This window comes from Streptomyces sp. NPDC058664 (assembly GCF_042716635.1).
Lineage (GTDB): Bacteria > Actinomycetota > Actinomycetes > Streptomycetales > Streptomycetaceae > Streptomyces.
The window spans coordinates 1-20605 of the sequence record NZ_JBHXRW010000057.1 but is presented as its reverse complement, the minus strand read 5'-3'; the positions used below and the strand labels follow the sequence as shown (position 1 = coordinate 20605).

The window sequence follows — 20605 nt, the reverse complement described above, 5'->3', positions numbered from 1 at the left end:
CCCGCCACGCGGCGCTCGCCCCCGGCCCGGCGGCGGTGCGGACAGCCCGGGCCGGGGGCGAGCGCCCGCACACGGGAGCAGAACGGGGCGGCCTGCTGCCCGGTGCCGGCGCGGGCGGGCCGCCGCCCGGCCGCCGGGACCTGCTCCCCGGCGAGGAACCGGTGCCGGCGGCCTCCGGGGCGCCGCCGAGGGACGCCGAGGTCAGGACGTGCCGCGGATCCGGCGCATGGTACGGGCGTACAGCGACGGCCCCAGCAGGTGCCACACCAGGCGGACGGGCGCCGGCAGGTTGCCGAGCATGATCGCGCGCTCGCGCGCGTCGGCCTCCTCCATGACCATGCCGAAGTACGTGAACAGCTTGGTCTTGGGGGTGTTCTGCACGAAGTGCTCGCCCAGCGCGCCGAACTCCTGCGCGGTGAGGAACCGCTCGGCCAGGGGCAGCAGGTGCGCCTCCTCGTCGTCGAGGTGCTCGACGAGCACCGTGCGGTGCTCCTCGAGCGCGGCCACCAGGCGGTCGCGAATCTCCGCGTCCGCGGCGGGCACCCACCGGGTGACCAGCGCGTCGGCCGCGGTGAGGGTCTCCACCACCCGCTCGTGCTGGGCCTCCATGCGCACGACGACCTCGCGTTCGAGCCCGACCCGGGCGAGCATCAGCGGCCACAGCAGCTCGTCCTCCCCCCGGTGGTGGTTGATCAGCCCGGCCCGCAGGTCGCGGAAGTGCCCGGCGAGGACGGCGGCGCGCCCGACGTCCCCCGGGGCGACCGCGGCGACCATCCCGCCGAGCAGCCGCAGCTCCCGCCGGAAGGCACGGTGGACGATCACCATCTCCTGGGCGTCGAACCCGCCGAACCCGAAGTCGCTGCCGGGCGCCGGGGACCGGCCGTGCACGGACGAGGTCATGGGCGTGTTCCTTTCGTGGGGATCACCGGCGCGGAGCACCGGGATTGCTCCAGCTTGACCCCGGAGCACTCGCATTCCGCTCGAGCCGCCGGCGGCGGACGTGCTCCAGAGCGGCTCGACCGCCGGCCGTGATGCTCCGACCGCACGTTCCCTTCTGACCCCCAGCCGAGAGAGGCCGGCATGACCGACAACCACCACGCTCTCATCCAGAGCTTCGTCGACATGATCAACAACCATGACGTCAGCACGATGGAGGAGCACACGGCGCCCGGACACATCGACCACAACCCGGGGGTGGCCGACGGCCTCGAGGCCAACCGGGCCTTCTGGAACCAGGTGTTCACCGCCTTCCCCGACCTGAAGGCCGTGCTGCACGACGTCATCGCGGAAGGCGACCGGGTGGCCGCGCGCCTGGAGTACAGCGCGACCCACCAGGGCACGTTCCTCGGCATACCGGCCAGCGGACGGCCGGTGAACTTCCAGTCCATCGACATCTGGAGGGTGGCCGACGGGCTGCTCGCCGAGCACTGGGACCAGCTGAACATGGACGACCTCTTCCGGCAGCTGGGCGTCGACCCGGCGGCCGCCCCGGCCTAGGCCCGCCCCACCCCGGGCCCGCACCGCCCCGGGGGACCGCGCCGGCAGGGCCGAACGGCCGGCACCGCAGCCGCCGCCCACGCCCCCACGCCCCCCGGGGCCGCGCATCGGTGCTGCTCCAGCCGGTCTTGAGCAGCGGCGGCTACCGTCGTGCCCATGGAACGCCGCAGCCTGGAAATCAGCGAACTCGCCCTGCCGGGCGCGTTCCTGCTGTCGCCCCGGGCCGTCGGGGACGAGGTCGTGGCCCGCTACGAGACGTTCCGTCAGGACGAGGTCGAGACCGCGGTCGGACGGCCCTTCGCGATCCGCCACAGCGACCTGTCGGTGGCGCGGCGCCTGGTCCTGCGGGGCATCCACGGCACCGCCGGCGAGGACGGCCGGGCCCGGCTGTTCGGCTGCGTGCGGGGCTCCAGCGTCCACGTCGTGGTGGACCTGCGGGTCGGATCCCCGGAGTACGGCCGGCACGAGACGCTCTGGCTGGACCACCGCAACGCGTCCGCCGTGTTCGTCTCCGAAGGCCTCGGCCACGCCTGGCTCGCGCTCGAGGACGACACGGTCATCGCCTGCCACAGCTCCCGGCCGGACACCCCCGGCGCCGGCTACACGGTCAGCGCGCTCGACCCCGCCCTGGCCCTGCCGTGGGGGCTCACCGAGGCGCCGGTGATGTCCGACGAGGACCTGGCCGCGCCCACCGCCGCGGAGGCCCTGGCGAAAAGCCTCCTGCCGGCGTACGAGGACTGCCTGGCGCGCTACGGCCGCCCGGTGCTCACCGGAGACTGAGACCCACCGCGGGCCCGGCCCCCGCCTCCCCTCCCGGCCACAGCGACAGGCCCCGCGCGCCGCAAGGCGGGCGGGGCCTGTCGCCATGACCGGGGCGCTCCCGCGGGGCCCATGAATCGGTCACCCCCCGACCAGGACGAAGACACCCGGACGAGCGGGAGCGACGCACTGTCCGCGCGACGCGGCCGCGTGGGAGGTTCGGGGTTCGATGACAGAGACATAAGGGGGCCGCATGCGAATCTCTGTTCTGGGGTCGTTGGACGCGGAACTGAAGGGCGTTCCGATCCTGCCCACAGCGGCGAAGCCGCGGCAGATCCTGGCGCTGCTCGCCATCTACGCCAACCAGGTCCTGCCGGTTTCCGCACTGATGGAGGAGATCTGGGGCGACGCCCCACCGCGCAGCGCGCTCACCACGCTGCAGACCTACATCCTCCAGCTCCGGCGCTGCATGGAGAAGGCGCTGGACGGAGAGCCGGGCGGCTCCAAGGAACTGCTGCTGACCCGGCACGGGGGATACCTCCTGCACACCGAGCCGGGCAGCATCGACGCGCACGAGCACGACAGGCTGTCCTCCCTGGGCCAGCGCGCCTTCGACCGCGGCGAGCACCACCGGGCCGCGGAGCTGTTCCGGGAGGCCCTCGGCCTGTGGCGGGGCCCGGCCCTGGTCGACGTACGCACCGGCCCGCTGCTCGAGATCGAGACGATGCGGCTGGAGGAGAGCCGCCTGGGGGTGCTGGAGCGGCGCATCGACGTCGAGCTCCGGCTCGGCCGGCACGGCGAACTGCTCACCGAGCTCACCGCGCTCGCCGCCCGCCACCCGCTGCACGAAGGACTGCACGCCCAGTCCATGGTGGCCTTCTACCGGGCAGGACGGCCCTCCGCGGCGCTGGACGTCTTCCAGAACCTGCGGACCCGTCTCGTGGAGGAGCTGGGCATCGAACCCTCGCAGCGGCTGCAGCACCTGCAGCGGGCCGTCCTCGGAAGCGACCCGGCGCTGGACGCCGACACCGGCACCGGGCGGGTGCTCGACCGCTTCGCCAGGTAACGGCCCAGGGAGGAACTGTGCGTGTGCTCTTCTCGGCGGGCCTCGGCATGCCGGCGGCACTGCGCCTGGTGCTGCTCGCCAGGGAACTGCAGGCGGCCGGGCACGAGGTCCGCTTCTCCGGTCCGGCCCGGGCCCGCCACCGCGCGGTCCGGGCCGGGCTGGTCCCGGTGCTGGCCGGCCCGCGGCACTTCAGCCGGGCCTGGCGGCCCGACCTGGTCGTCCACGATCCCCTGTGCCCGGACGCGACCGCCACGGCGGCCGAGTCCGGGGTGCCCACCATCGGCTACCTTCCCTACGCCCACCCGCCGCTGTCGCCGCCGCCGACCGTCTGGATCGACCCCTGCCCCCCGCTGCTGCGGGAACAGCCGGAGCCCGATGCCTGGCAGGTGCGCTGCGACGCCTACGAACTGCCCGCACAGCCGATGCCCTGGCTCACCGAGCTGTCCCTGCTGCCCCGCGTCTGCATCACCGGGATGCCGACCGGCACCCGGCCCGAGGACCGGCGCCGCGCACGGCTCTTCCGCCGTGTCGCCGAAGGCGTCGAGAGCCTCGGCCTGCAGCTCGTCGTGCTGACCGGCGACGACCACCCCTGGAGCGTGGTGCTGCGGGGCAGCGTCGTCGTCGTGCACGGCGGGGACGAGGGGACCGTGTACGCGGCCGCCCGCTACGGAGTCTCCCAACTGGTGCTGCCGGCGGGGGAGGAGGAATGGGCGGCGGGCAAGCGCCTGGAACGGGCGGGCATCGGCCGCTGCCTGACCGACGACGAACTGGCGGGCGCCTCCAGCATGCTGCGGCTGCGCTTCCACCTCGCCGAACTGGTCAACGGCGGCCGGATGCTGCCCGCCGCCGCGAAACTGGGCCGGACCATCGCCCGCATGCCCGAGCCCGCCGCCCTCGTCCCGGACATCGAGGCGCTGCTGCGCCGGCAAGAGAACTGACGGGCCCGCGCCGCCGGGGGATGTACGGCGTGGGCCCGTCGTCGGGGGGAGACTCCAGTGTGCCGACCGGACCTGGAGGACGGCTGGAACACCGGTCGGCAGACGGTGCGCGGCTCAGCCCGATCCGTCGGGCCGGTGCGGGGTGAGCCGCGGCGGCGCCGTCCAGGCCAGACCGGCCGACTCGTAGGAGGTGGCGGGCCCCATCCAGGGATCCTCGCCGTGGATGTCGAGGATCTGCTCGCGCAGCCACTGGTCGAAGGGGTGCTCCGACTCCGCCCAGCGCTTCCTGGTCCGCTCCACGTCCGCGGTCTCGAAGTGCACGATCACATGGTCCTGGTCGGGCCGCGGATCGACGCGCAGCACCTCGCCGGTGATGCCCAGCCTGCGCCGGGACGCCTCGTACTCCAGCCGGCGCGGCCCCTGCAGCTCGGCGGTGAGCCGCTGCCAGGCCGCGGGCTTGCCGGACCTGAGCGGCACGGTCCGGGTCACCGACCGGACGCCCTCTCCGGTGCGCCGGCGGCCCTTGCGCGGCGCCAGCATCCGCATGCCGAGCGCGGCGAACATGTTGGACGACACGCCGTGCTCCCAGCGCTCGGCGATCCGGCCCTCCTCGTCGAACCGCCAGATGACGACGCCGACGGAAAGGAACGAACGGCCCGTGGGCGCCATGCCGAGCAGTTCGCCCCGGTGGGTGCCGCGCCAGGTGTTGTGGATGACGACCACGTCGTCGTGCGCGCTGATGTCCTCGATGGTGACGTGGAAGTCGGGAAACGCCTCCCGCAGCGCGGCGATGGTGTACTTCACGCCCTCGGCGCCCTCCGGCGCGCCGGGCAGCCCCGCGTGGTCGACGATGTCCGGCCGGTAGAGCTCGTCCACGACCGAGGCGTCGCCCTGGTTGACGAACTCGGTGAAGACGCGCCGGATGGTCGCCTTGTTTCGTTCCTCGGCGCTTTCCCACAGGGTTCGCGCCAGGTCGGTGGTGGCCGCGGTGGTCACAACAGCAGTCCTCTCGTCGTGGGCGGGCACGGACGCGCTCAGCGGACGGCGGCGGCGCCGGAGTTCCACCGCGTGCCGTAGGCGACGTGATCGCGTTCCGTGGACTGGAAGGTCTTGTTCCAGGTGAGTCCCATCACCCGGTCGCGCAGCCAGACGGCGGCCGGGTTGCGCAGCGAGCCGAGCACCCCGATGCGGTGCGCCAGCAACTGCATCGGCCGGGTGCGCTCCTGCCGCTCGGCCTCGTAGGCGCGCAGGGCCCCGGGGATGCCGGCACCGGGCGAGGCGAGGTGCCCGGCCAGGACGAGACCGTCCTCGATGGCCTGGCAGGCACCCTGCCCGATGTTGAAGCTCATGGCGTGCGCGGCGTCGCCGAGCAGGGTGACCCGGCCCCGCCCCCAGACCGGGTCGGGCCTGCGGTCCAGGACGTCGCCGCGCAGGATGCTTCCCGGCACGGTGGCGTCCAGGATCCGCCGCACCATCGGGTCGGTCCAGCCGGCGTGCCGGGAGCGCAGCATGTCCAGGGTCTGCTCGGGCGTGCCCTCGTCGCGGCCGCCGGCGGGGCCGTCGGCGACACTCATCCAGTGCACGACGCCGGGGGCGATGTCGTAGTACGTGAAGCGGGTCCCCCGGCCGAACAGGGCCCGGAAGGTGCCGGGCGTAAATTCCTCGGGGCTCATCTCGGCGTGGCCGCGCCAGGCGATGTAGCCGGTGTAGTCGGGCGGTTGGGGGCCGAGCAGCTGGGCGCGGACGGCGGAGCGGACGCCGTCGGCGCCGATCAGCAGGTCGCCCTCCTCGCTGGTGCCGTCGGCGAAGTGGAGGCTCACCTTGTCGGGATGCTCGGTGTACCCGGTGACCTCGGCGCCGGTGACGACGGGCGCGGTCACGGCGTCGCGCAGGATGCCGTGCAGGTCGGAGCGGCCGATGGCGACGGTGGGCTGCCCGTAGCGTTCGACGAACTCGCCCACCGGCCACATGCCGATGGGCCGGCCGGCCGAGGTCGCGAAGTGGCACTCGGACTGGGCGGGGGCGATCGCCGAGACCTGTTCGGCGACCCCCAGGTGGGCCAGGGCGAGCATGCCGTTGGTCCAGATGTGCAGTCCGGCGCCGCCGTCGCGCAGCCGGGGCGCGCGTTCGAAGACGACGGAGTCGATGCCCTGCTGCTGCAGGGCCAGGGCGGTGGCGATGCCGCCGATCCCGCCGCCGGCGATGAGAACACGGCGTACGGGGCGGGGCGTGGGGGCGGACATGGCTTTCTCCCGGGGGCTCGGAACGGATGACGCGAGAGGATGCGGCTCAGCGGCTCAGCGCGGCCATCTCCGCGTCCGGGTAGCGGTTGCCGGCGGTGACGCCGTACGGGGCGATGGCGTCGATCGCCGCCAGGACGTCGGCGGACAGCTCCAGGCCGGCCGCGGAGACGTTCTCCTCCAAATACGTGCGCCGCTTGGTGCCGGGGATGGCGACGACGTCCTTACCGCGGGAGAGCACCCAGGCCAGCGCGAGGCGCACCACGGTGGTGTCGGCCGCGGCGGCCAGCTCGCTGAGCCGGTCGACGACCGGCAGGTTGCGGCGGATGTTCTCGTCCTTGAACCGCGGGGCGATACGCCTAAAGTCCAGGCCCTCGGGAATGTCGGAGGTGTCGCGGATCGTGCCGGTCAGAAAACCGCGCCCCAGCGGGCTGTAGGCCACGAACCCGATGCCCAGCTCGCGCACCGTCTCCAGCACCCCGTTGACCTCGACGTCCCGGGTGAACAGCGAGTACTCGGTCTGCACGGCGGTCAGCGGATGCACCGCGTGGGCGCGCCGGATGGTCGCCGGCCCCGCCTCGGAGATCCCCAGGTGCTTCACGAGCCCGGCCTCGACGAGTTCGGCGAGCGCGCCGAAGCTCTCCTCCACGGGCACCTCGGGGTCGACCCGGTGCAGGTAGTACAGATCGAGATGGTCGGTGCCCAGCCGGCGCAACGTGCCCTCGATCGACCGGCGGATGTACTCGGGACGGCCGTTGATCCGCCACGTCAGCTTCCCGTCGGGGCCGATCTCGTTGCCCACCTTGGAGGCGAGCACCACCTTCTCGCGGCGCCCCGCGACGGCACGGCCGATCAGCTCCTCGTTGCTGTACGGGCCGTACATGTCGGCGGTGTCCAGCAGGGTGACCCCGAGCTCCAGCGCCCGGTCGATGGTGGCCCGCGCCTCGGTCGCGTCCGCCTCGCCGTAGCCGAACGTCATGCCCATGCAGCCCAGGCCCTGGGCCGGGACGACCAGACCGGGCTTCCCCAGCGTACGGTGCTCGATTGCCACGTGATGCCTCCTGAAGTCGCGCCCCTTTGACGGGGACGAGATGAGATGAACCGATGACGAAGTGAGATGACACGAGAAAAAGCGCGAGGGAGCGCGAGGGCGGGCCGGGCCGGCCGCTCAGCCAGGGAACGGCGCCTGCCAGGTCACCGACAGACCGGTGTACACGTACCGGCTGGCCTCGATGCCGAGCAGCACGATCCGGTCACCGGGCCGGATCCGCCCCGAGGTCCAGCCCGCGTCCAGCGACAGCGGCACCGCGGCCGAACCGGTGGCCCCCACCTCGGCCAGGTTCTCCACGATCCGCCCGTCGAGCGCCCCGATGTCCTCGGCGGACAGCCCGGCGGACTCGAACTCGTCGGCGAAGTAGTCGGCGTTGCCCTCCGGCAGCACGATCGCGTCGAACTCCCCGAGCGCCCGGCCGTCCTTACGGGCCATCTCCTGGATCGCCCGGACGAACACCCGCGGCCCGAACGTGGAGGTGCCGGGCACGTCGATCTTCATCTGGATCAACTGGCGCCGGCGCAGCTGCTCGGCCTGCGGCACGTCCGTACCGCCCCCGATGATCTCCATGCCGGGCTTGCGCAGACCACCCACGCACGCGTTGACGAAGGCGAACTCCCGCGCGGAGCCGTCCGCGGGCTCGGACCGCAGCACCACGGCCCCCGCCCCGTCACCGAACGTGTACAGCATCAGGCGGTCCCGCATCCGCACCCGCGCCGGGTCCTTGCCCAAGAAGTGCGGCGCCAGCACCGGCGACCCGGCCTCGCTGCCCACCACCAGCGCGGTGCGCGCGGTGCCGTCGGCCAGCTGCCGCCGGGCCAGGTCCAGCGCCTGCACCCAGCCCGCGCAGGCCCCGCGGATCTCGATCGCGGCCACCCTCTCCAGGCCCAGGTAGTGCTGCAGGGTGGTGGCCACATTGGGCAGGGTGTACTCCGGCGTCGCCGTGCACACCACGATCAGGTCGACCTCACCGGGCTCCACCCCGGCCCGCTCCAGGGCCTGCCGGGAGGCACGCTCGGCCATCCGGCTGTTGTTGATCCGGTGCTCGCCGGTGACCGGGTCGATCATCCAGTACCGGGTCTTGACCTGGATGCCCTCGAGCACGTCGTCCGGCAGCGGCCCGACGAACTTCTCCAGCGTGGCATTGTCCAGCGGCTCACCGGGCACATAGGCGCCGGTGGACAGGATCCTCACGTCGTACGCGGTGGTGGTCATCGGCCGAACTCCGTTACGGAAAGGGGGACGGGGGACAGGACGAGCGAGGTGTGCGTGCCGCCCAGGGAGGAGCTGTTGACCAGGACCGGGCGCAGGTCCCGGCCCTCGCGCCAGGCACCGACGGCCAACACCGCCGACAGGTGGGCGCCCGCGCCGACCGGCTCGCCGAGCACCCGCTTGGGGGCCTCGACGCGCACCCGGCCCGCACCGAACACCCGCTCCAGGGCCGCCTGTTCGGGACGGTCGACGGCGGCCAGACCCGCCGCACTCGCCCACACCGCCCCCACCCGACCGGGTGCGAGCCCGGCCCGGCCCAGCGCCGCGCGCATCGCCCGCTCCACACCGCCACCGGACGCGTCCCAGCGGCCGATCCCGCACGCGTCCGACGCGGTCGCGTGCCCCAGCACCACGGCGTGGACCGCCGCGCCACGCCGCTCGGCACTCGCCCGGCGCTCCAGCACCAGCGCGATACCGGCCTCGGCCAGCGTGTACCGGCGCCCGGCCGCCGCACCGAACAACGGGATGCTGCGGTAGGCGGCCAGCGTGGCCGGCGAGAACGCCTCCACCGCCGGCACCAGCACCCGCTCGACCCGCCCGGCCCGCAGCATGTCGTACGCCACCCCCAGCGCGGCGGCCCCCGCCGCGTGCCCCGACGTCAGCGTCGACGCCGGCCCCCTGGTCCCCAGCGCCATGGCGACATGACCGGCCGCGCCGTTGTACACGGTGTTCGTGAACACGGCCGGGTTGGCCTCCTGCACGCCCTCGGACAGCACCGGGACGGTGAACCGCTCACTGCTCTCCATCGGCCCGATCGCGGTGCCGAGCACCACACCGGTCGCGGCCAGACCCGCCGCGTCACCGTCCGCCCCGGCCGCTTCCAGGGCCGCCCGGCACGAGGCGACGGCGAGCTGGGAGACCTTGTCCATCCGCCGCCGCTCCCGGGGGGTGCCGACCACCGAACGGTCGAACTCCACCCGGGCCACCCGCAGACCGTCCTCCACCGCACCCTGCCGGCGCCCCGCCGCATACGCCTCCCACAGCGCCTCGGCCCCCTCACCGGCCGAGGTGATCACACCGAACCCGGTCACCACCACATCGTCCGGGCCGACGGCCGCAGCCGGCGCACCCGGGCCGCCGGGGCGGGCGAAGGCGAGGGTGGCGTTCGCGCCGGCGAACCCGAAGTTGTTCGACAGCGCGCTCTCCAGCACCATCGGACGGCCCGTCCCGGCCACCGGGTCCAGACCGCACTGCGGGTCCGGGCCGGTGAAGGACGCGGTGGGCGGCGCCACCTGGTCGCGCAGGGCCAGGACCGTGACGATCCCCTCCACCGCGCCGGCCGCACCGAGCAGATGCCCGATCATCGACTTCGTGCTGGACAGCGCGACCTTCTCGGCGGCCCCGCCCAGCGCGGCCCGCACCGCGTTGCTCTCCGCCGAGTCGTTCTTCTCCGTCCCCGTCCCGTGCCCGTTGACGTACCGCACGTCGTCGGGGGCCAGCCCCGAGACGGCCAGCGCCGAGCGGATCGCCCGGGCCGCGCCCTCACCCTCGGGGTGCGGCGCCGTCGGATGGTGGCCGTCGGCGGACAGCCCGTAACCGAGCACCTCGGCGATCACCGGGGCACCGGTACGCTCGGCGGCCTGCCGCGACAGCAGCACCAGCATCCCGCCGCCCTCACCCAGCGTCAGCCCCGACCGGTCCTTGGAATAGGGGGCCGCGGGCCGCGGGGAGAGCGACCACAGACTGCTGAACCCGGCGAACGCCGACTCGGTGAACGCGTCGCTGCCACCCACCAGCATCGCGTCGGCCGCACCCGACCGGATCACCTCCAGGGCGTGGGCGAGCGCGTGGGCACTGGCGGCACAGGCCGTGTTGACACTGAACACCGGCCCCTTCAGACCGAAAGCGGCCGACAGCGCCTCCGCACCGGCCTGCGGCGGCACGAACGTGTAGCGGTTCCAGTCCGGCACACCGCCCTGCCGCACCTGGCGCAGGGCGAGTTCGGCACTGCGCCAGCCGCCGTGGCAGGTGCCGTACGCCACCCCCCAGCGCTCGGCCGGGATGTCCCCACCGACCCGCAGGCCCGCCCCGGCCATGGCCTCCTCGGCGGCCGTCAGCGCGAAGTCGAGGGACCGGTCACGGGCCTTGGTGCCCGCCGCGTAGTCGTACCCGGGCGCGCAGGCCACGGTGACCTCGCCACCCATGGTGCTCTGGTAGTGGTCCACGGGCAGACGGCGCACGGGCGAGATCGCCACCCGCCCGGCGCGCACCCCCTCCCACAGGGCCTCGGCCGAACCGCCGTGCGCCGTGATCGCACCCACCGCGGCGATCACCACGCCGACACTCCGGTCAGGAACGTCGCTCATCTCTCTGCTTCCTTCCGCGGACCGGGCCGCCCGGCCGCTCACACCGGCCTGGACAGGGTCAGGGCCACGGCCTGCCCCTCGATGCCCCGGGCCAGCGCCATCGCATGCGACGGCCTGCTCTCCCGGGCACCGCCGCGGACGTGGTCCAGGGCGCACACCGGGTCGGGACGCTCGAGGTTGAGGGTCGCGGGCACCACCCCGTGGTGCAGCGCCAGCGCGGACACGGCGGCGTTCAGCGCGCCGCCGCCGCCGACGAGGTGCCCGGTCTGCGGCTTGGGCGTGCTGACCGGCACCGACAAGGCGGCCGGCCCCAGTACGCTCCGCAGGGCGATCGCCTCGCTCGCGTCCCCCCGCCGGGTCCCGGAGCCGTCCGAGGCGATGTAGCCCAGATCGCCGGCGGTCAGCCGGGCGTCCTCCAGCGAGCGCCGCACCGCCCGGGCCAGACCACGGCCCTCGGGGTCCGCCGCCGGCGGCGTACGGGCGTCGTGTCCGGCGCCGTAGCCGCTCACCTCGGCGTAGATACGCGCACCGCGCCGCAGCGCCGCCTGCTTCTCCTCCAGCACCAGCAGCGCGGCGCCCTCGCCGGGCAGCCCGCCGCTGCGGTCCCGGTCGTAGGGCCGGTAGGCGCCCTGCCCGAGGTCGTTGCGGGTGGTCAGGATCCCGAGCCGGTCCAGCAGCGTCATCGACCACCAGCTGGTGGCGTCGTCGTAGCCGCCGGCGATCGCCACGTCCGCGTCCCCGCGCCGCACCGCGCGCATGGCCCGCCCGATCGCGGTGGCACCGGCGTCCGCGTACCCCGCGAAGAAGGTGCTGGAGCCCCTGATGCCGTACGTCTGCGAGATGTTGAACACCGCGCCGGCCGGCAGCCCCTCGACGAAGAACAGCGGCGGCATGATGACATCGCCGTGCCGGGCCAGGTGCGCCAGGTCGGCCGTGCCGTCCGGGCGGCGGATCACCTTCAGTTCCTCGATCAGCTGCTCCATGCGGCCCAGCGACTTGTTGCCGCCGAGGTACAGGCCCGCCCGCTGGCCGAGCTCGTCGCCGCCGGCCTGCTTGTGCGCCAGGCCCGCGTCGTCGAGCGCGAGCCGGGCGGCGGCCAGCGCGAGGCGGTCCCCGCGGTTGACGGTCCGCAGCTGGCGCCGGGTGGCGAACCGGGTGGCGTCGAAGCCGGCGATCTCACCGCCCAGCCGGGTCTGCAGCGGCGCCGGGTCGTACGCCCCGATCGGGCCGATCCCGCACTCGCCGGCCACCAGCGCCTTCCAGTTGGCCTCGGGGCCCTCGCCCAGCGCGGTCAGCAGGCCGATGCCACTGATGACGACCTGACGTCCGCTGTCGCTCATCGCGCTCCTCCGTGTCGCTGTCGGGTCGTCATCGCTTCTCCTCATAGCGCCCCACGACCAGCCCGACGTTGGTGCCGCCGAACGCGAACGCGTTGACCAGGGCGTGCCGCACCTGGTGCCGGCGTGCCGTGTTCGGCACGAAGTCGAGGCCGAGCCGGCGGTCGGGGGTCTCCTGGTTGATGGTCGGCGGCACCAGCCCGTGGTTGATCGCCCCGACCGCGGTGAACAGGCTCAGCGCCGCGGACGCCGCGGTCAGATGACCGGTCATCGACTTCGGCGAGCTGATCAGCAGCCGCTCGGCGTCCTCGCCGAACACCTTCCTGATCGCCGTGGTCTCCGACAGGTCGTTGCCCGGGGTGCTGGTGCCGTGCGCCACGACGTAGTCGATGTCGCCCGGCTCCAGGCCGGCGTCCGCGATCGACGCCTCGATGGACTCGATCGCGCCGCTGCCGTCCGGCGGCGAGTCGGTCATCCGCCAGGCGTTCAGACTGGTGCCGTAGCCCAGGACCTCGGCGAGGATCCGCGCCCCGCGGCCCCGGGCCGCCTCCAGCTCCTCCAGCACCAGCACGACACCGCCCTCTCCCAGGACGAACCCGGAGCGCTTGTCGTCGAAGGGACGGCTGGCCCGCCGCGGATCGTCGTTGTACTCCTTCGTCAACGCCCCCAGCAGGCCGAAGCACAGCACGTCCAGCCAGGTCGTCAGCGAGTCGTAGCCGCCCGCGAGCATGAGCGAGGCATCACCCTCCTGCAGCGTGCGAAACGCCTCCCCGACCGCGTGCCCGGAGGCCGAGCAGGCGGTGGACACCCCCAGCATCGGGCCGGTCGCGTCCAGCATCCGGGCCATCGCCGCGGCCGCGATGTTCTGGCTGTAGGCCAGCGCGTCGGAAGGGGCGTAGGGCAAGAACGCGTCGTCCCGGCCGGTCCGCTCGCGCAGCGCCCCCACGTCCACCAGCCACTGCAGATCCGGCCGGTCCACGCACGCGCCCATGGCCACACCCATGTCCGCGCCGTCGTACGTCCCCCGGTCCACCCCCGCGTCACGCAAAGCCTCCCAGGCCGCGCCCACCCCGAAGGTGCCCGGCCGCAGCAGATGACGCAGGCCCACCGAGCCGGGCACGGCGTCCTTCAGCCGGAAGTCCTTGACCTCACCGGCGATCGTCACATCGAAACCGGTGGTGTCGATCGTCGTCAACCGGCCCACTCCGCTGCGCCCTTCGGCCAGCCCCTGCCACGTGCTCGGCGCGTCGTTGCCCAGCGGCGTGACGGCACCCACGCCGGTGATGACCACCCTGCGGCTCATCGCGGCACCTCCGTCTCGTCAGGCCTCATGCCGTTCGTCTCCTTCCGCCGTGTGCGTGGTGGGGGCTGGTGCGGGGTGCGGCGCCGCGGGCTGGCACACCATGACGGCGTGCGCCACGGCCAGACCTCCGCTGTGACTCAAGGACAGGTCGATGGAGTACATGCCGAGCGACCGGGCGACCGCCTCGACCTCGCCGTACAGCCGCACCCGGGGACGCCCGGCACGGTCGTTGACGACCTCGATGTCCGTCCATTCCATGCGCGGGCCCAGCCCGGTCCCCAGGCTCTTCAGCACCGCCTCCTTGGCGGCCCAGCGGCCGGCGAGGTGCTCACCGGCCCGCTTGCGCCGGTAGCAGTAGGCCAGCTCACGCGCGGTGAATACCCGCTCGCGAAGCTCGGGCTGCGAGGTCATCAGCTCCTCGACCCGGGACACCTCGGCCAGGTCCATGCCGGTGCGCACCCGCAGCGGCGGCGGCGGTGACGAGGCGGCGCCGTCCGCCGACCGCCCCACGCCCCGCTCACGCAGCGGCCGCGGCGAGGGCGGCACGCTCGGTCACCAGATCCGTCAGGTTCCGCACGGTGAACAGGGACAGCACCTCGTCGGCCGTGAGCTTGCCGGCCAGCTCCCGCACGTCGATCTGCGGCAGCGACTTCTTCAGCTGGGCCAGCCCGGCCTCGTTGATGATGTCGTCCTCGTCGGCGAACTCCTCGTCGGGTATCCCGCCCTGGAGCAGCTCGGCGATGTCCGAGACCTTGATCTTCACGTCCGCCGCCTTCTCGATGCGGAACAGGACGTCGAGCAGGTCGATGGACTCGGCGTCCAGATCACCCAGCAGCGTGGCCTCGGGCACGACCTCCTCGATATCGATGCCGAGCGCGTCGGCGACCGCCTCCTGGACGATGCTGCCGAAGTCTTTACCGTCGTACGACATGTGTCCTCATACCCTTCGTAGAATTGCTGGAGATGGACCGGCCGGGGCGGTGCGGCCGGCGGCCCGTACCGCGTCAGGACGCCACCGGCTCCTGCCACTTCCCCGGTCCCAGTTCGCCGTGCAGCGCCGTGAGCCGGCGCGGGTCCCCGGTGGAGCGGGTGCGGGCCTCGCCCAGGGTGCGGCGGGCGAGCCCGCTGAGCACCCGGCCGGGCCCGATTTCGGTGTACGCGCCCACCGGGTGCCGGGCGGCGGTGCGCAGCACCTCGACCCAGCGGACCGGGCCGGTCAGCTGACGCCGCAGCAGCTCCCTGGCCTCCTCGCCCGAGCCGACGTAGCCGCCGGTGACCGAACTGATCACGGGCAGCACGGGATCGGCGAACGGGTGGGCGGCGAGCGCCCGGGTGAACTCCTCCTCCACCGCCGACATCAGCGAGCAGTGGAAGGGCGCCCCCACGTCCAGTGGTACGACCTGGTCGGCGCCGGCGTCCAGCGCCGTCCGGCCGGCCGCCTCGACGGCGTACGCGTGCCCCGAGATCACCGTCTGCAGCGGCTCGTTGTAGTTCGCGACCTGCACCAGACCGAGGCCCGCGGCACTGGCGCAGGCGGCCAGCACCTCCTCCGCGGGCAGCCCCAGCACGGCCGCCATCGCGCCGGGCACCTCACGGGCCACCTCGCCCATCAGCCGGCCGCGCAGCCGCACCAGCTCAAGGGCCGACTCCAGGGACAGCACCCCGGAGGCCACCAGCGCCGGGTACTCGCCCAGACTGTGGCCCGCGTTCGCCGCCGGCCGGTAGCCGGCCGACCGCAGCAGTTCCCACACGGCCAGGCTGGTGGTGGCGATCGCGGGCTGGGTGATCTCGGTGCGCCCCAGCTCCTGCGCACTGCCGGTCACACAGATCCGCGACAGCGGCATGTCCAGGATCTCGTCGGCGCGGGCGAACAGCCGCCGGGCCGAGGGATAGCTCTCCAGAAGGTGCCTGGCCATACCGGGCCGCTGCGAGCCCTGTCCGGGGAACATGGCCAGACAGCCGGTCGTCGTGCCGTCGCCGCCGGGGCCGGTCCAACCGGTCATCGAATGGTCCTTTCCTGGGTCGGTGCGAAAGTGCGCTGCCAGCCGGCCGCGTCCGGCGCGGCGGCGGACTGCGGGCGCTGCCAGCCGGCCGGCCGGCCCCAGCCGCGCCCGCGGTCCGGCAGCACATCCGCCTCGCCGCCGGCGCCGCGCAGCGCGGCGAGCACGACCAGCAGCCCGGCCAGCTCCTCCGGCGTGGGATTGCCCCGCACCACCGTCAGCCCGGCGGCCCCCGGCGCGCTCACAGCGGCTCGTTCCCGTGCTTGCGGACGGGCTGCCGGGCCCGCTTGGTGCGCAGCATGTCCAACGACTTGATCAGCACCCGCCGGGTGTCGGCCGGATCGATGACGTCGTCGACGTGGCCGCGCTGCGCGGCCACGAAGGGGTTCATCAGCTGCTCGGTGTACTCGGCGATCAGCTCCCGGCGCAGCTTCTCCGGCTCCGCCGCCTCCCGCAGCTGCCGGCGGAAGATGATGTTGGCCGCGCCGTCGGCACCCATCACGGCCGTCTGGTTGGACGGCCAGGCGAACGACAGGTCGGAACCGATCGACTTGGAGTCCATGACGATGTACGCGCCACCGAACGCCTTGCGCAGGATGACCTGCACCCGCGGCACGGTCGCCTCGCAGTACGCGTACAGCAGCTTCGCACCACGCCTGATGATCGCGTTGTGCTCCTGGTCGGTGCCCGGCATGAACCCCGGCACGTCCACCAGCGTCACCAGCGGGATGTTGAACGCGTCGCAGGTGCGCACGAACCGGGCGGCCTTCTCCGAGGAGTCGATGTCCAGCACCCCCGCCATGGCGGCGGGCTGGTTGCCCACGATGCCGACCGGGTGACCGTCCAGCCGGGCCAGCGCGCACACGATGTTCGGCGCCCAGCTCTCCTGGACCTCCAGGTAGTCGCCGTCGTCGACGAGGTGGCCGATGACCGTCCTGATGTCGTACGGCGCCCGGCCGTCGACCGGCACCAGCCGCAGCAGTTCCTCGCACCGCCGGTCCGGATCGTCCACGGGCCTGGTGTACGGCGGCGTCTCGGCGTTGTTCGACGGCAGGTAGGACAGCAGCTCCCGTACGCCCTCGAAGCAGAACTCCTCGTCCGGGGCCACGAAGCTCGCCACCCCGGTACGGGTGCCGTGGGTGTAGGCGCCGCCCAGCTCCTCGTGCGTGACCTTCTCACCGGTCACCGCCTGCACCACGTCGGGCCCGGTGATGAACATGTTGGCCATGCCCTCGACCATGAACGTGAAGTCGGTCAGCGCCGGCGAGTAGACGGCGCCGCCCGCGCAGGAGCCGAGCACGACACTGATCTGCGGCACCACGCCCGAGGCCCGCACGTTCCGGGCGAACAGCTTGCCGAAGCCGGCCAGCGCGTCGATGCCCTCCTGGATCCGTGCGCCGCCGCCGTCGTTGAGGCCGACGACCGGAGCACCGACGGAGTCGGCGAAGTCGAGCAGCTGGTGGATCTTCGCGGCGAACGTGGCGCCCAGCGCGCCGCCGCGCACCCGGGCGTCGTGAGCGAAGACGAAGACCGTACGGCCGTCGACCTCGCCCCAGCCCGTGATCACGCCGTCGCCCTCGGGATGCGAGTCCTCCATGCCGAAGCCCACCGCCCGGTGCTCGGCGAACAGCCCCAGCTCGGTGAACGTGCCCGGGTCGAGCAGTTTCTCGATGCGCTGGCGGGCCAGCAGCTTGCCCTTGGAGAGATGACGGGCGTCGGCGTCCGGGTCGTGCCCGAAGTGGGCCTGCGCCCTGCGGGTGGCGAGATCGTCGGCCAGTTCGGCCATCGTGGATGCGCGCGCCGGTGTCCGGCGTTCCGTGTCGGCCCTGTCGAGGTCCGGCAGCACGGCCTGGGGAGTGTCAGGAGGCGTCATTGCGGTCCCACTCCTTCCTGCCCTGTCGCGTAGGTGGCTTCGCAGACGACTCTGCGACACCCCGATGGGCGCTGGACTGGAGCGCGTCTTGATCGCGGGTGTATCACCAGGTGGGCCGCGTCAGACGGACAGACCGACGGCCCCGTCCAGGGCGCCGGTCCGGCCCGGGCCCAGTTCCTGGGCGAAGCTGCGCTGCAGGCCGTCGAGGCGGTAACGGGTGGGCAGGCCGCCCCCCGCGGGTTCGGCCACGCTCACAAAGTGGGCCTCCACCAGCTGCTCGCAGGCGTCCTCGACGGCCGCGAAGTCCTTGCCGAGCACCGGGCAGGCCAGCCGGGCGTCGAACTCGGGCACCGGCAGGTGGGCCAGGCAGCGCAACGCCTCACGGGCGTCCTTGGGCAGCGCGTTGTACGACGCCGTGAAACTGGCCCGCACGCTCAGCGAGCTGTGCGCCAGCTCGTCCAGCCGCCGGCCCTCGTCGCTGAGCCGCTCCGCGTAGTGGCTCAGCGACCAGTGCGGACGGGTGTTGAGCCGGACGGCCGCGGCACGCAGCGCGAGGGGCAGCCCGCCGCAGTACCGCGCGATCGCCGCCGCCGCGGCCGGCTCCCGCTCGACCCGCTCCGCACCCAGCATCCGGGCCAGCAGCCGCACACTGTGGCCGTGCGGCAGATCCGGCAGCTGCAGGACGCGGGCCCCGAGCGGCGTACTGAGCCGGCCTCTGCTGGTGATCAGCACCGCGGTGTCCGCACTGCCCGGCAGCAGTGGCTGCACCTGCTCGTCACCAGCCGCGTCGTCGAGGGTGAGCAGCAGCCGGCGCCCGGCGAACGCCAGCCGGTAGACCTCCGCGCGCTCCTCGGGATCGGCCGGCAACCGGTCGGGATCCGTCCCCAGCACCCGCAGCAGCCGCCCCATCACCGCGTGCGGATCCGCCGACCGGGCGCCGCTGCCGCGCAGCGCCGCGTACAGCTGCCCGTCGGGGAAGGCGGACCGCAGCCGGTGCCCCAGGCGCACGGCCAGCGCGGTCTTGCCGACGCCGCCGCCGCCGACCAGCACGACCGCGGACGGCTGCGCATCGGTGGGCTGGGTCAACGTCCGCTGGATCACGTCCAGTTCGCGCTCACGTCCGGTGAAGTCGGGAAGGTCGAGCGGAAGCATCTGCGGGACCTGCGGGACCTGCGGGACGGGCCGGGGCGCGGCGAGGACCTGGAACGTGCCGCCGCCCGCCGCCTCGCCGCCGCGCTCGGACGGCGCCACGGACACGGCCTCGGCCGCCTCGCCGCGCAGGATCGTCTCGTACAGCCGCTGCAGCCGCCGCGACGGATCCGTGCCGAGCTCCTTGGCGATCAGCCGGCGCATCGACTGGTAGTACTCCAGCGCGTCGACACTGCGCCCCTCCAGATAGAGCGCCAGCATCAGACGCTCGCACAGCTGCTCGGAGAGCGGATCGGTCAGCAGCGCGGCGCGCAGTTCCGCCAGGACCGCGCCGGGGCGCCCGAGCCGGATCTCGGCGTCCGCCCACTGACTGAGCGCCTCGTGATGCAGCTGCCGCAGCGTCTCGCGCAACCGGGCCGCCCAGTCGCCCTGCATGCCGCCGAGCGCGTCACCCCGCCACAGGTGCAGCGCCTGCTGGAGCAGCGTGCTGCGCTCCTGATCGCCCAGCCCCTCCCGCCGGGCGCCGTTGAGCAGCCGGCGAAACCGCACCAGGTCCACCGCGCCCGGATCGGCCGAAACCTGATAACCGGCCGGGGTCCGCACCAGGCCGATCGGCTCGGCCAGATCGGCCGAGGCACGGGCGAGCGCCCGCCGCAGCCGGGTGATGTAGGTGTGCACGACATTGCGGACCCCCGCGGGCGGCAGGTCCCCCCACACCCGGTCGACAAGGGACTCCAGCGGCACCGGCCGTTCCGGATCGACCAGCAGGACACCGAGGACGCTGCGTTGTCGTGCGGGGCCCAGATCGGCCAGAGCGCTGCCCGTCCAGAGTTCTATCGATCCCAGTATCCGGAGCTCCATCGAAGATCACCCGTATCCCTTCAGTGGCCGAAAACCTAACTCCGGCCGGTGCAGCGCCCCTTGATTCCCGCTCTGCCGCACCGACCCCGGCCGGCGGGCAGCGCACGTCCCTCACCCCGCGAACGAGGCCACGGTGACGGGTGATGGGTGACAGATGCTGCGTACTGGGTTCCCGGGTGGGGCGGCGGACTCAGGCCGTCGCCGGGCCCTTGCGCCATGGGGTGCAGTCGGTATGGTCGACGGCCCGTTCCCGGACCGCCTCGAACGCCCAGAAGTCGTTGCCCGGCAGCAGCAGCTCCCAGGCCCGCTGCCGCGGCAGCGGGTGCGCCTTCTCATCGGCGGGCACGTCGACGATCATGGTGGTTTCCCACTCGTACGGGATGAAGTCGGTCACTGGCTCGGACACGATCCGCGCGCGCCGCCAGTCGACGCCGCGCCCGACTGCATCCTGCACCAGTTCGACCCAGTCGCCGTGCCGGTCGTACTCGACCGGGAGACTCTTCTGCCAGCCGACGAAGAGCGGGCCCTTGGGGTGTAGACGTCACGCATCTTCAGGTGCACGGCAAAGTGCTCGGCCCGCGCGATCAGCTCGGCGAAGACAGGGAAGTCGCTCGACACGCGAATCTCCCGCCCGAGAACGGATCAGACCGCGGCTGATTCGTTGGACGACCTTGCGGAGCCGACTTCCAGACCTTGCCCCCAGCGGAGCGGCCCGGCCTGGAACCGGGCTCGAGGACCGCTCTGGCAGGAGCTGCACGGCTCTTCTTGCGCTCACTGGACCAGGTGTGCGTACCTCACCTGCAGGTACTTGGGCCCGCATCGCCGATTTCCGGAAGTCATCTGCGTGCGACATCGCATCTTAGACCGACCGGCAAATGGGTCACTTGAGGCGTCGGGTGGTGGGGCGGCCGTCCCAACGGTAACGGTTCGTTGTTCGGCGGATCAGCATGCGG

At 73.2% G+C, this 20605-nt stretch carries 18 protein-coding genes and 1 pseudogene; 4 read left to right on the top strand and 15 right to left on the bottom strand.

Going from position 1 to position 20605, the window contains the following annotated elements; genetic code table 11:
* Positions 1-201 precede the first annotated feature (201 nt).
* Entirely contained in the window at positions 202-900 is a 699-nt protein-coding gene (locus ACFWUY_RS32715; protein WP_384118362.1) for a hemerythrin domain-containing protein, read from the bottom strand.
* Positions 901-1080: 180 nt separating this feature from the next.
* Between ACFWUY_RS32715 and ACFWUY_RS32710 the strand changes: the two genes are divergently transcribed.
* The 4 genes from ACFWUY_RS32710 (at position 1081) to ACFWUY_RS32695 (ending at position 4260) form a co-directional block, all read left to right on the top strand.
* Positions 1081-1497 carry an ester cyclase gene (locus ACFWUY_RS32710; RefSeq protein ID WP_384118360.1) on the top strand — a complete coding sequence of 139 codons (417 nt, stop codon included), beginning with the start codon at positions 1081-1083 and terminating at the stop codon, positions 1495-1497.
* 156 nt (positions 1498-1653) lie between these two features.
* Positions 1654-2277, top strand: coding sequence for a dTDP-4-dehydrorhamnose 3,5-epimerase family protein (locus ACFWUY_RS32705; protein WP_384118358.1), 624 nt, complete (start codon positions 1654-1656; stop codon positions 2275-2277).
* A gap of 232 nt (positions 2278-2509) precedes the next feature.
* A complete protein-coding gene (locus ACFWUY_RS32700; RefSeq protein ID WP_384118356.1) occupies positions 2510-3322 on the top strand; it encodes a BTAD domain-containing putative transcriptional regulator in 813 nt (270 codons plus the stop codon).
* A 17-nt stretch (positions 3323-3339) separates the two neighbouring features.
* On the top strand, positions 3340-4260 hold the full coding sequence (locus ACFWUY_RS32695) for a glycosyltransferase (RefSeq protein ID WP_384118354.1): 921 nt from the start codon (positions 3340-3342) through the stop codon (positions 4258-4260).
* Between the two features lie 114 nt (positions 4261-4374).
* On the opposite strand, the gene ACFWUY_RS32690 is transcribed toward ACFWUY_RS32695, so the two are convergent.
* The 14 genes and pseudogenes from ACFWUY_RS32690 to ACFWUY_RS32625 form a co-directional block, all read right to left on the bottom strand.
* On the bottom strand, positions 4375-5256 hold the full coding sequence (locus tag ACFWUY_RS32690) for an ester cyclase (RefSeq protein ID WP_384118352.1): 882 nt from the start codon (positions 5254-5256) through the stop codon (positions 4375-4377).
* 38 nt (positions 5257-5294) lie between these two features.
* Entirely contained in the window at positions 5295-6503 is a 1209-nt protein-coding gene (locus ACFWUY_RS32685) for an FAD-dependent oxidoreductase (RefSeq protein WP_384118350.1), read from the bottom strand.
* Between the two features lie 46 nt (positions 6504-6549).
* Positions 6550-7545 carry an aldo/keto reductase gene (locus ACFWUY_RS32680; RefSeq protein ID WP_384118414.1) on the bottom strand — a complete coding sequence of 332 codons (996 nt, stop codon included), beginning with the start codon at positions 7543-7545 and terminating at the stop codon, positions 6550-6552.
* Positions 7546-7668: 123 nt separating this feature from the next.
* Positions 7669-8766 (bottom strand): 3-oxoacyl-ACP synthase III family protein, encoded by a 1098-nt coding sequence (locus ACFWUY_RS32675; RefSeq protein ID WP_384118348.1) that lies wholly within the window; start codon positions 8764-8766, stop codon positions 7669-7671.
* Positions 8763-11129: a beta-ketoacyl synthase N-terminal-like domain-containing protein gene (locus ACFWUY_RS32670; RefSeq protein WP_384118346.1), complete on the bottom strand. Its 2367-nt coding sequence runs from the start codon at positions 11127-11129 to the stop codon at positions 8763-8765. The genes ACFWUY_RS32675 and ACFWUY_RS32670 overlap by 4 nt, the downstream gene beginning before the upstream one ends.
* A gap of 38 nt (positions 11130-11167) precedes the next feature.
* Positions 11168-12469 (bottom strand): beta-ketoacyl-[acyl-carrier-protein] synthase family protein, encoded by a 1302-nt coding sequence (locus tag ACFWUY_RS32665; protein ID WP_384118344.1) that lies wholly within the window; start codon positions 12467-12469, stop codon positions 11168-11170.
* A gap of 28 nt (positions 12470-12497) precedes the next feature.
* Entirely contained in the window at positions 12498-13769 is a 1272-nt protein-coding gene (locus tag ACFWUY_RS32660; protein WP_384118341.1) for a beta-ketoacyl-[acyl-carrier-protein] synthase family protein, read from the bottom strand.
* Between the two features lie 18 nt (positions 13770-13787).
* Positions 13788-14315 (bottom strand): holo-ACP synthase, encoded by a 528-nt coding sequence (acpS, locus tag ACFWUY_RS32655; RefSeq protein ID WP_384118339.1) that lies wholly within the window; start codon positions 14313-14315, stop codon positions 13788-13790.
* Positions 14287-14700, bottom strand: a complete 414-nt coding sequence (locus ACFWUY_RS32650) for an acyl carrier protein (RefSeq protein WP_384118337.1) — start codon at positions 14698-14700, stop codon at positions 14287-14289. Before ACFWUY_RS32650 ends, acpS begins: the two co-directional genes overlap by 29 nt.
* Before the next feature lie 73 nt (positions 14701-14773).
* On the bottom strand, positions 14774-15772 hold the full coding sequence (fabD, locus tag ACFWUY_RS32645; RefSeq protein ID WP_384118335.1) for an ACP S-malonyltransferase: 999 nt from the start codon (positions 15770-15772) through the stop codon (positions 14774-14776).
* Entirely contained in the window at positions 15769-16014 is a 246-nt protein-coding gene (locus tag ACFWUY_RS32640; protein WP_384118333.1) for an acyl-CoA carboxylase subunit epsilon, read from the bottom strand. Before ACFWUY_RS32640 ends, fabD begins: the two co-directional genes overlap by 4 nt.
* The gene (locus ACFWUY_RS32635) at positions 16011-17642 is read right to left on the bottom strand and encodes an acyl-CoA carboxylase subunit beta (protein ID WP_384118331.1); all 1632 of its coding nucleotides are present in this window, start codon (positions 17640-17642) and stop codon (positions 16011-16013) included. The genes ACFWUY_RS32640 and ACFWUY_RS32635 overlap by 4 nt, the downstream gene beginning before the upstream one ends.
* A gap of 120 nt (positions 17643-17762) precedes the next feature.
* On the bottom strand, positions 17763-19652 hold the full coding sequence (locus tag ACFWUY_RS32630; protein ID WP_384118329.1) for a BTAD domain-containing putative transcriptional regulator: 1890 nt from the start codon (positions 19650-19652) through the stop codon (positions 17763-17765).
* Positions 19653-19842: 190 nt separating this feature from the next.
* Positions 19843-20151, bottom strand: a pseudogene (locus ACFWUY_RS32625) (DUF6879 family protein); the annotation flags it as partial.
* Between the last annotated feature and the right edge of the window lie 454 nt (positions 20152-20605).

Coding starts and splice junctions, on each gene's coding strand:
- ACFWUY_RS32705 (WP_384118358.1), top strand. CDS start 1,654: ATGGAACGCCGCAGCCTGGAAATCAGCGAACTCGCCCTGCCGGGCGCG.
- fabD (WP_384118335.1), bottom strand. CDS start 15,772: ATGACCGGTTGGACCGGCCCCGGCGGCGACGGCACGACGACCGGCTGT.
- ACFWUY_RS32635 (WP_384118331.1), bottom strand. CDS start 17,642: ATGACGCCTCCTGACACTCCCCAGGCCGTGCTGCCGGACCTCGACAGG.
- ACFWUY_RS32665 (WP_384118344.1), bottom strand. CDS start 12,469: ATGAGCGACAGCGGACGTCAGGTCGTCATCAGTGGCATCGGCCTGCTG.
- ACFWUY_RS32660 (WP_384118341.1), bottom strand. CDS start 13,769: ATGAGCCGCAGGGTGGTCATCACCGGCGTGGGTGCCGTCACGCCGCTG.
- ACFWUY_RS32715 (WP_384118362.1), bottom strand. CDS start 900: ATGACCTCGTCCGTGCACGGCCGGTCCCCGGCGCCCGGCAGCGACTTC.
- ACFWUY_RS32630 (WP_384118329.1), bottom strand. CDS start 19,652: ATGGAGCTCCGGATACTGGGATCGATAGAACTCTGGACGGGCAGCGCT.
- ACFWUY_RS32675 (WP_384118348.1), bottom strand. CDS start 8,766: ATGACCACCACCGCGTACGACGTGAGGATCCTGTCCACCGGCGCCTAT.
- ACFWUY_RS32650 (WP_384118337.1), bottom strand. CDS start 14,700: ATGTCGTACGACGGTAAAGACTTCGGCAGCATCGTCCAGGAGGCGGTC.
- ACFWUY_RS32700 (WP_384118356.1), top strand. CDS start 2,510: ATGCGAATCTCTGTTCTGGGGTCGTTGGACGCGGAACTGAAGGGCGTT.
- ACFWUY_RS32685 (WP_384118350.1), bottom strand. CDS start 6,503: ATGTCCGCCCCCACGCCCCGCCCCGTACGCCGTGTTCTCATCGCCGGC.
- ACFWUY_RS32670 (WP_384118346.1), bottom strand. CDS start 11,129: ATGAGCGACGTTCCTGACCGGAGTGTCGGCGTGGTGATCGCCGCGGTG.
- ACFWUY_RS32710 (WP_384118360.1), top strand. CDS start 1,081: ATGACCGACAACCACCACGCTCTCATCCAGAGCTTCGTCGACATGATC.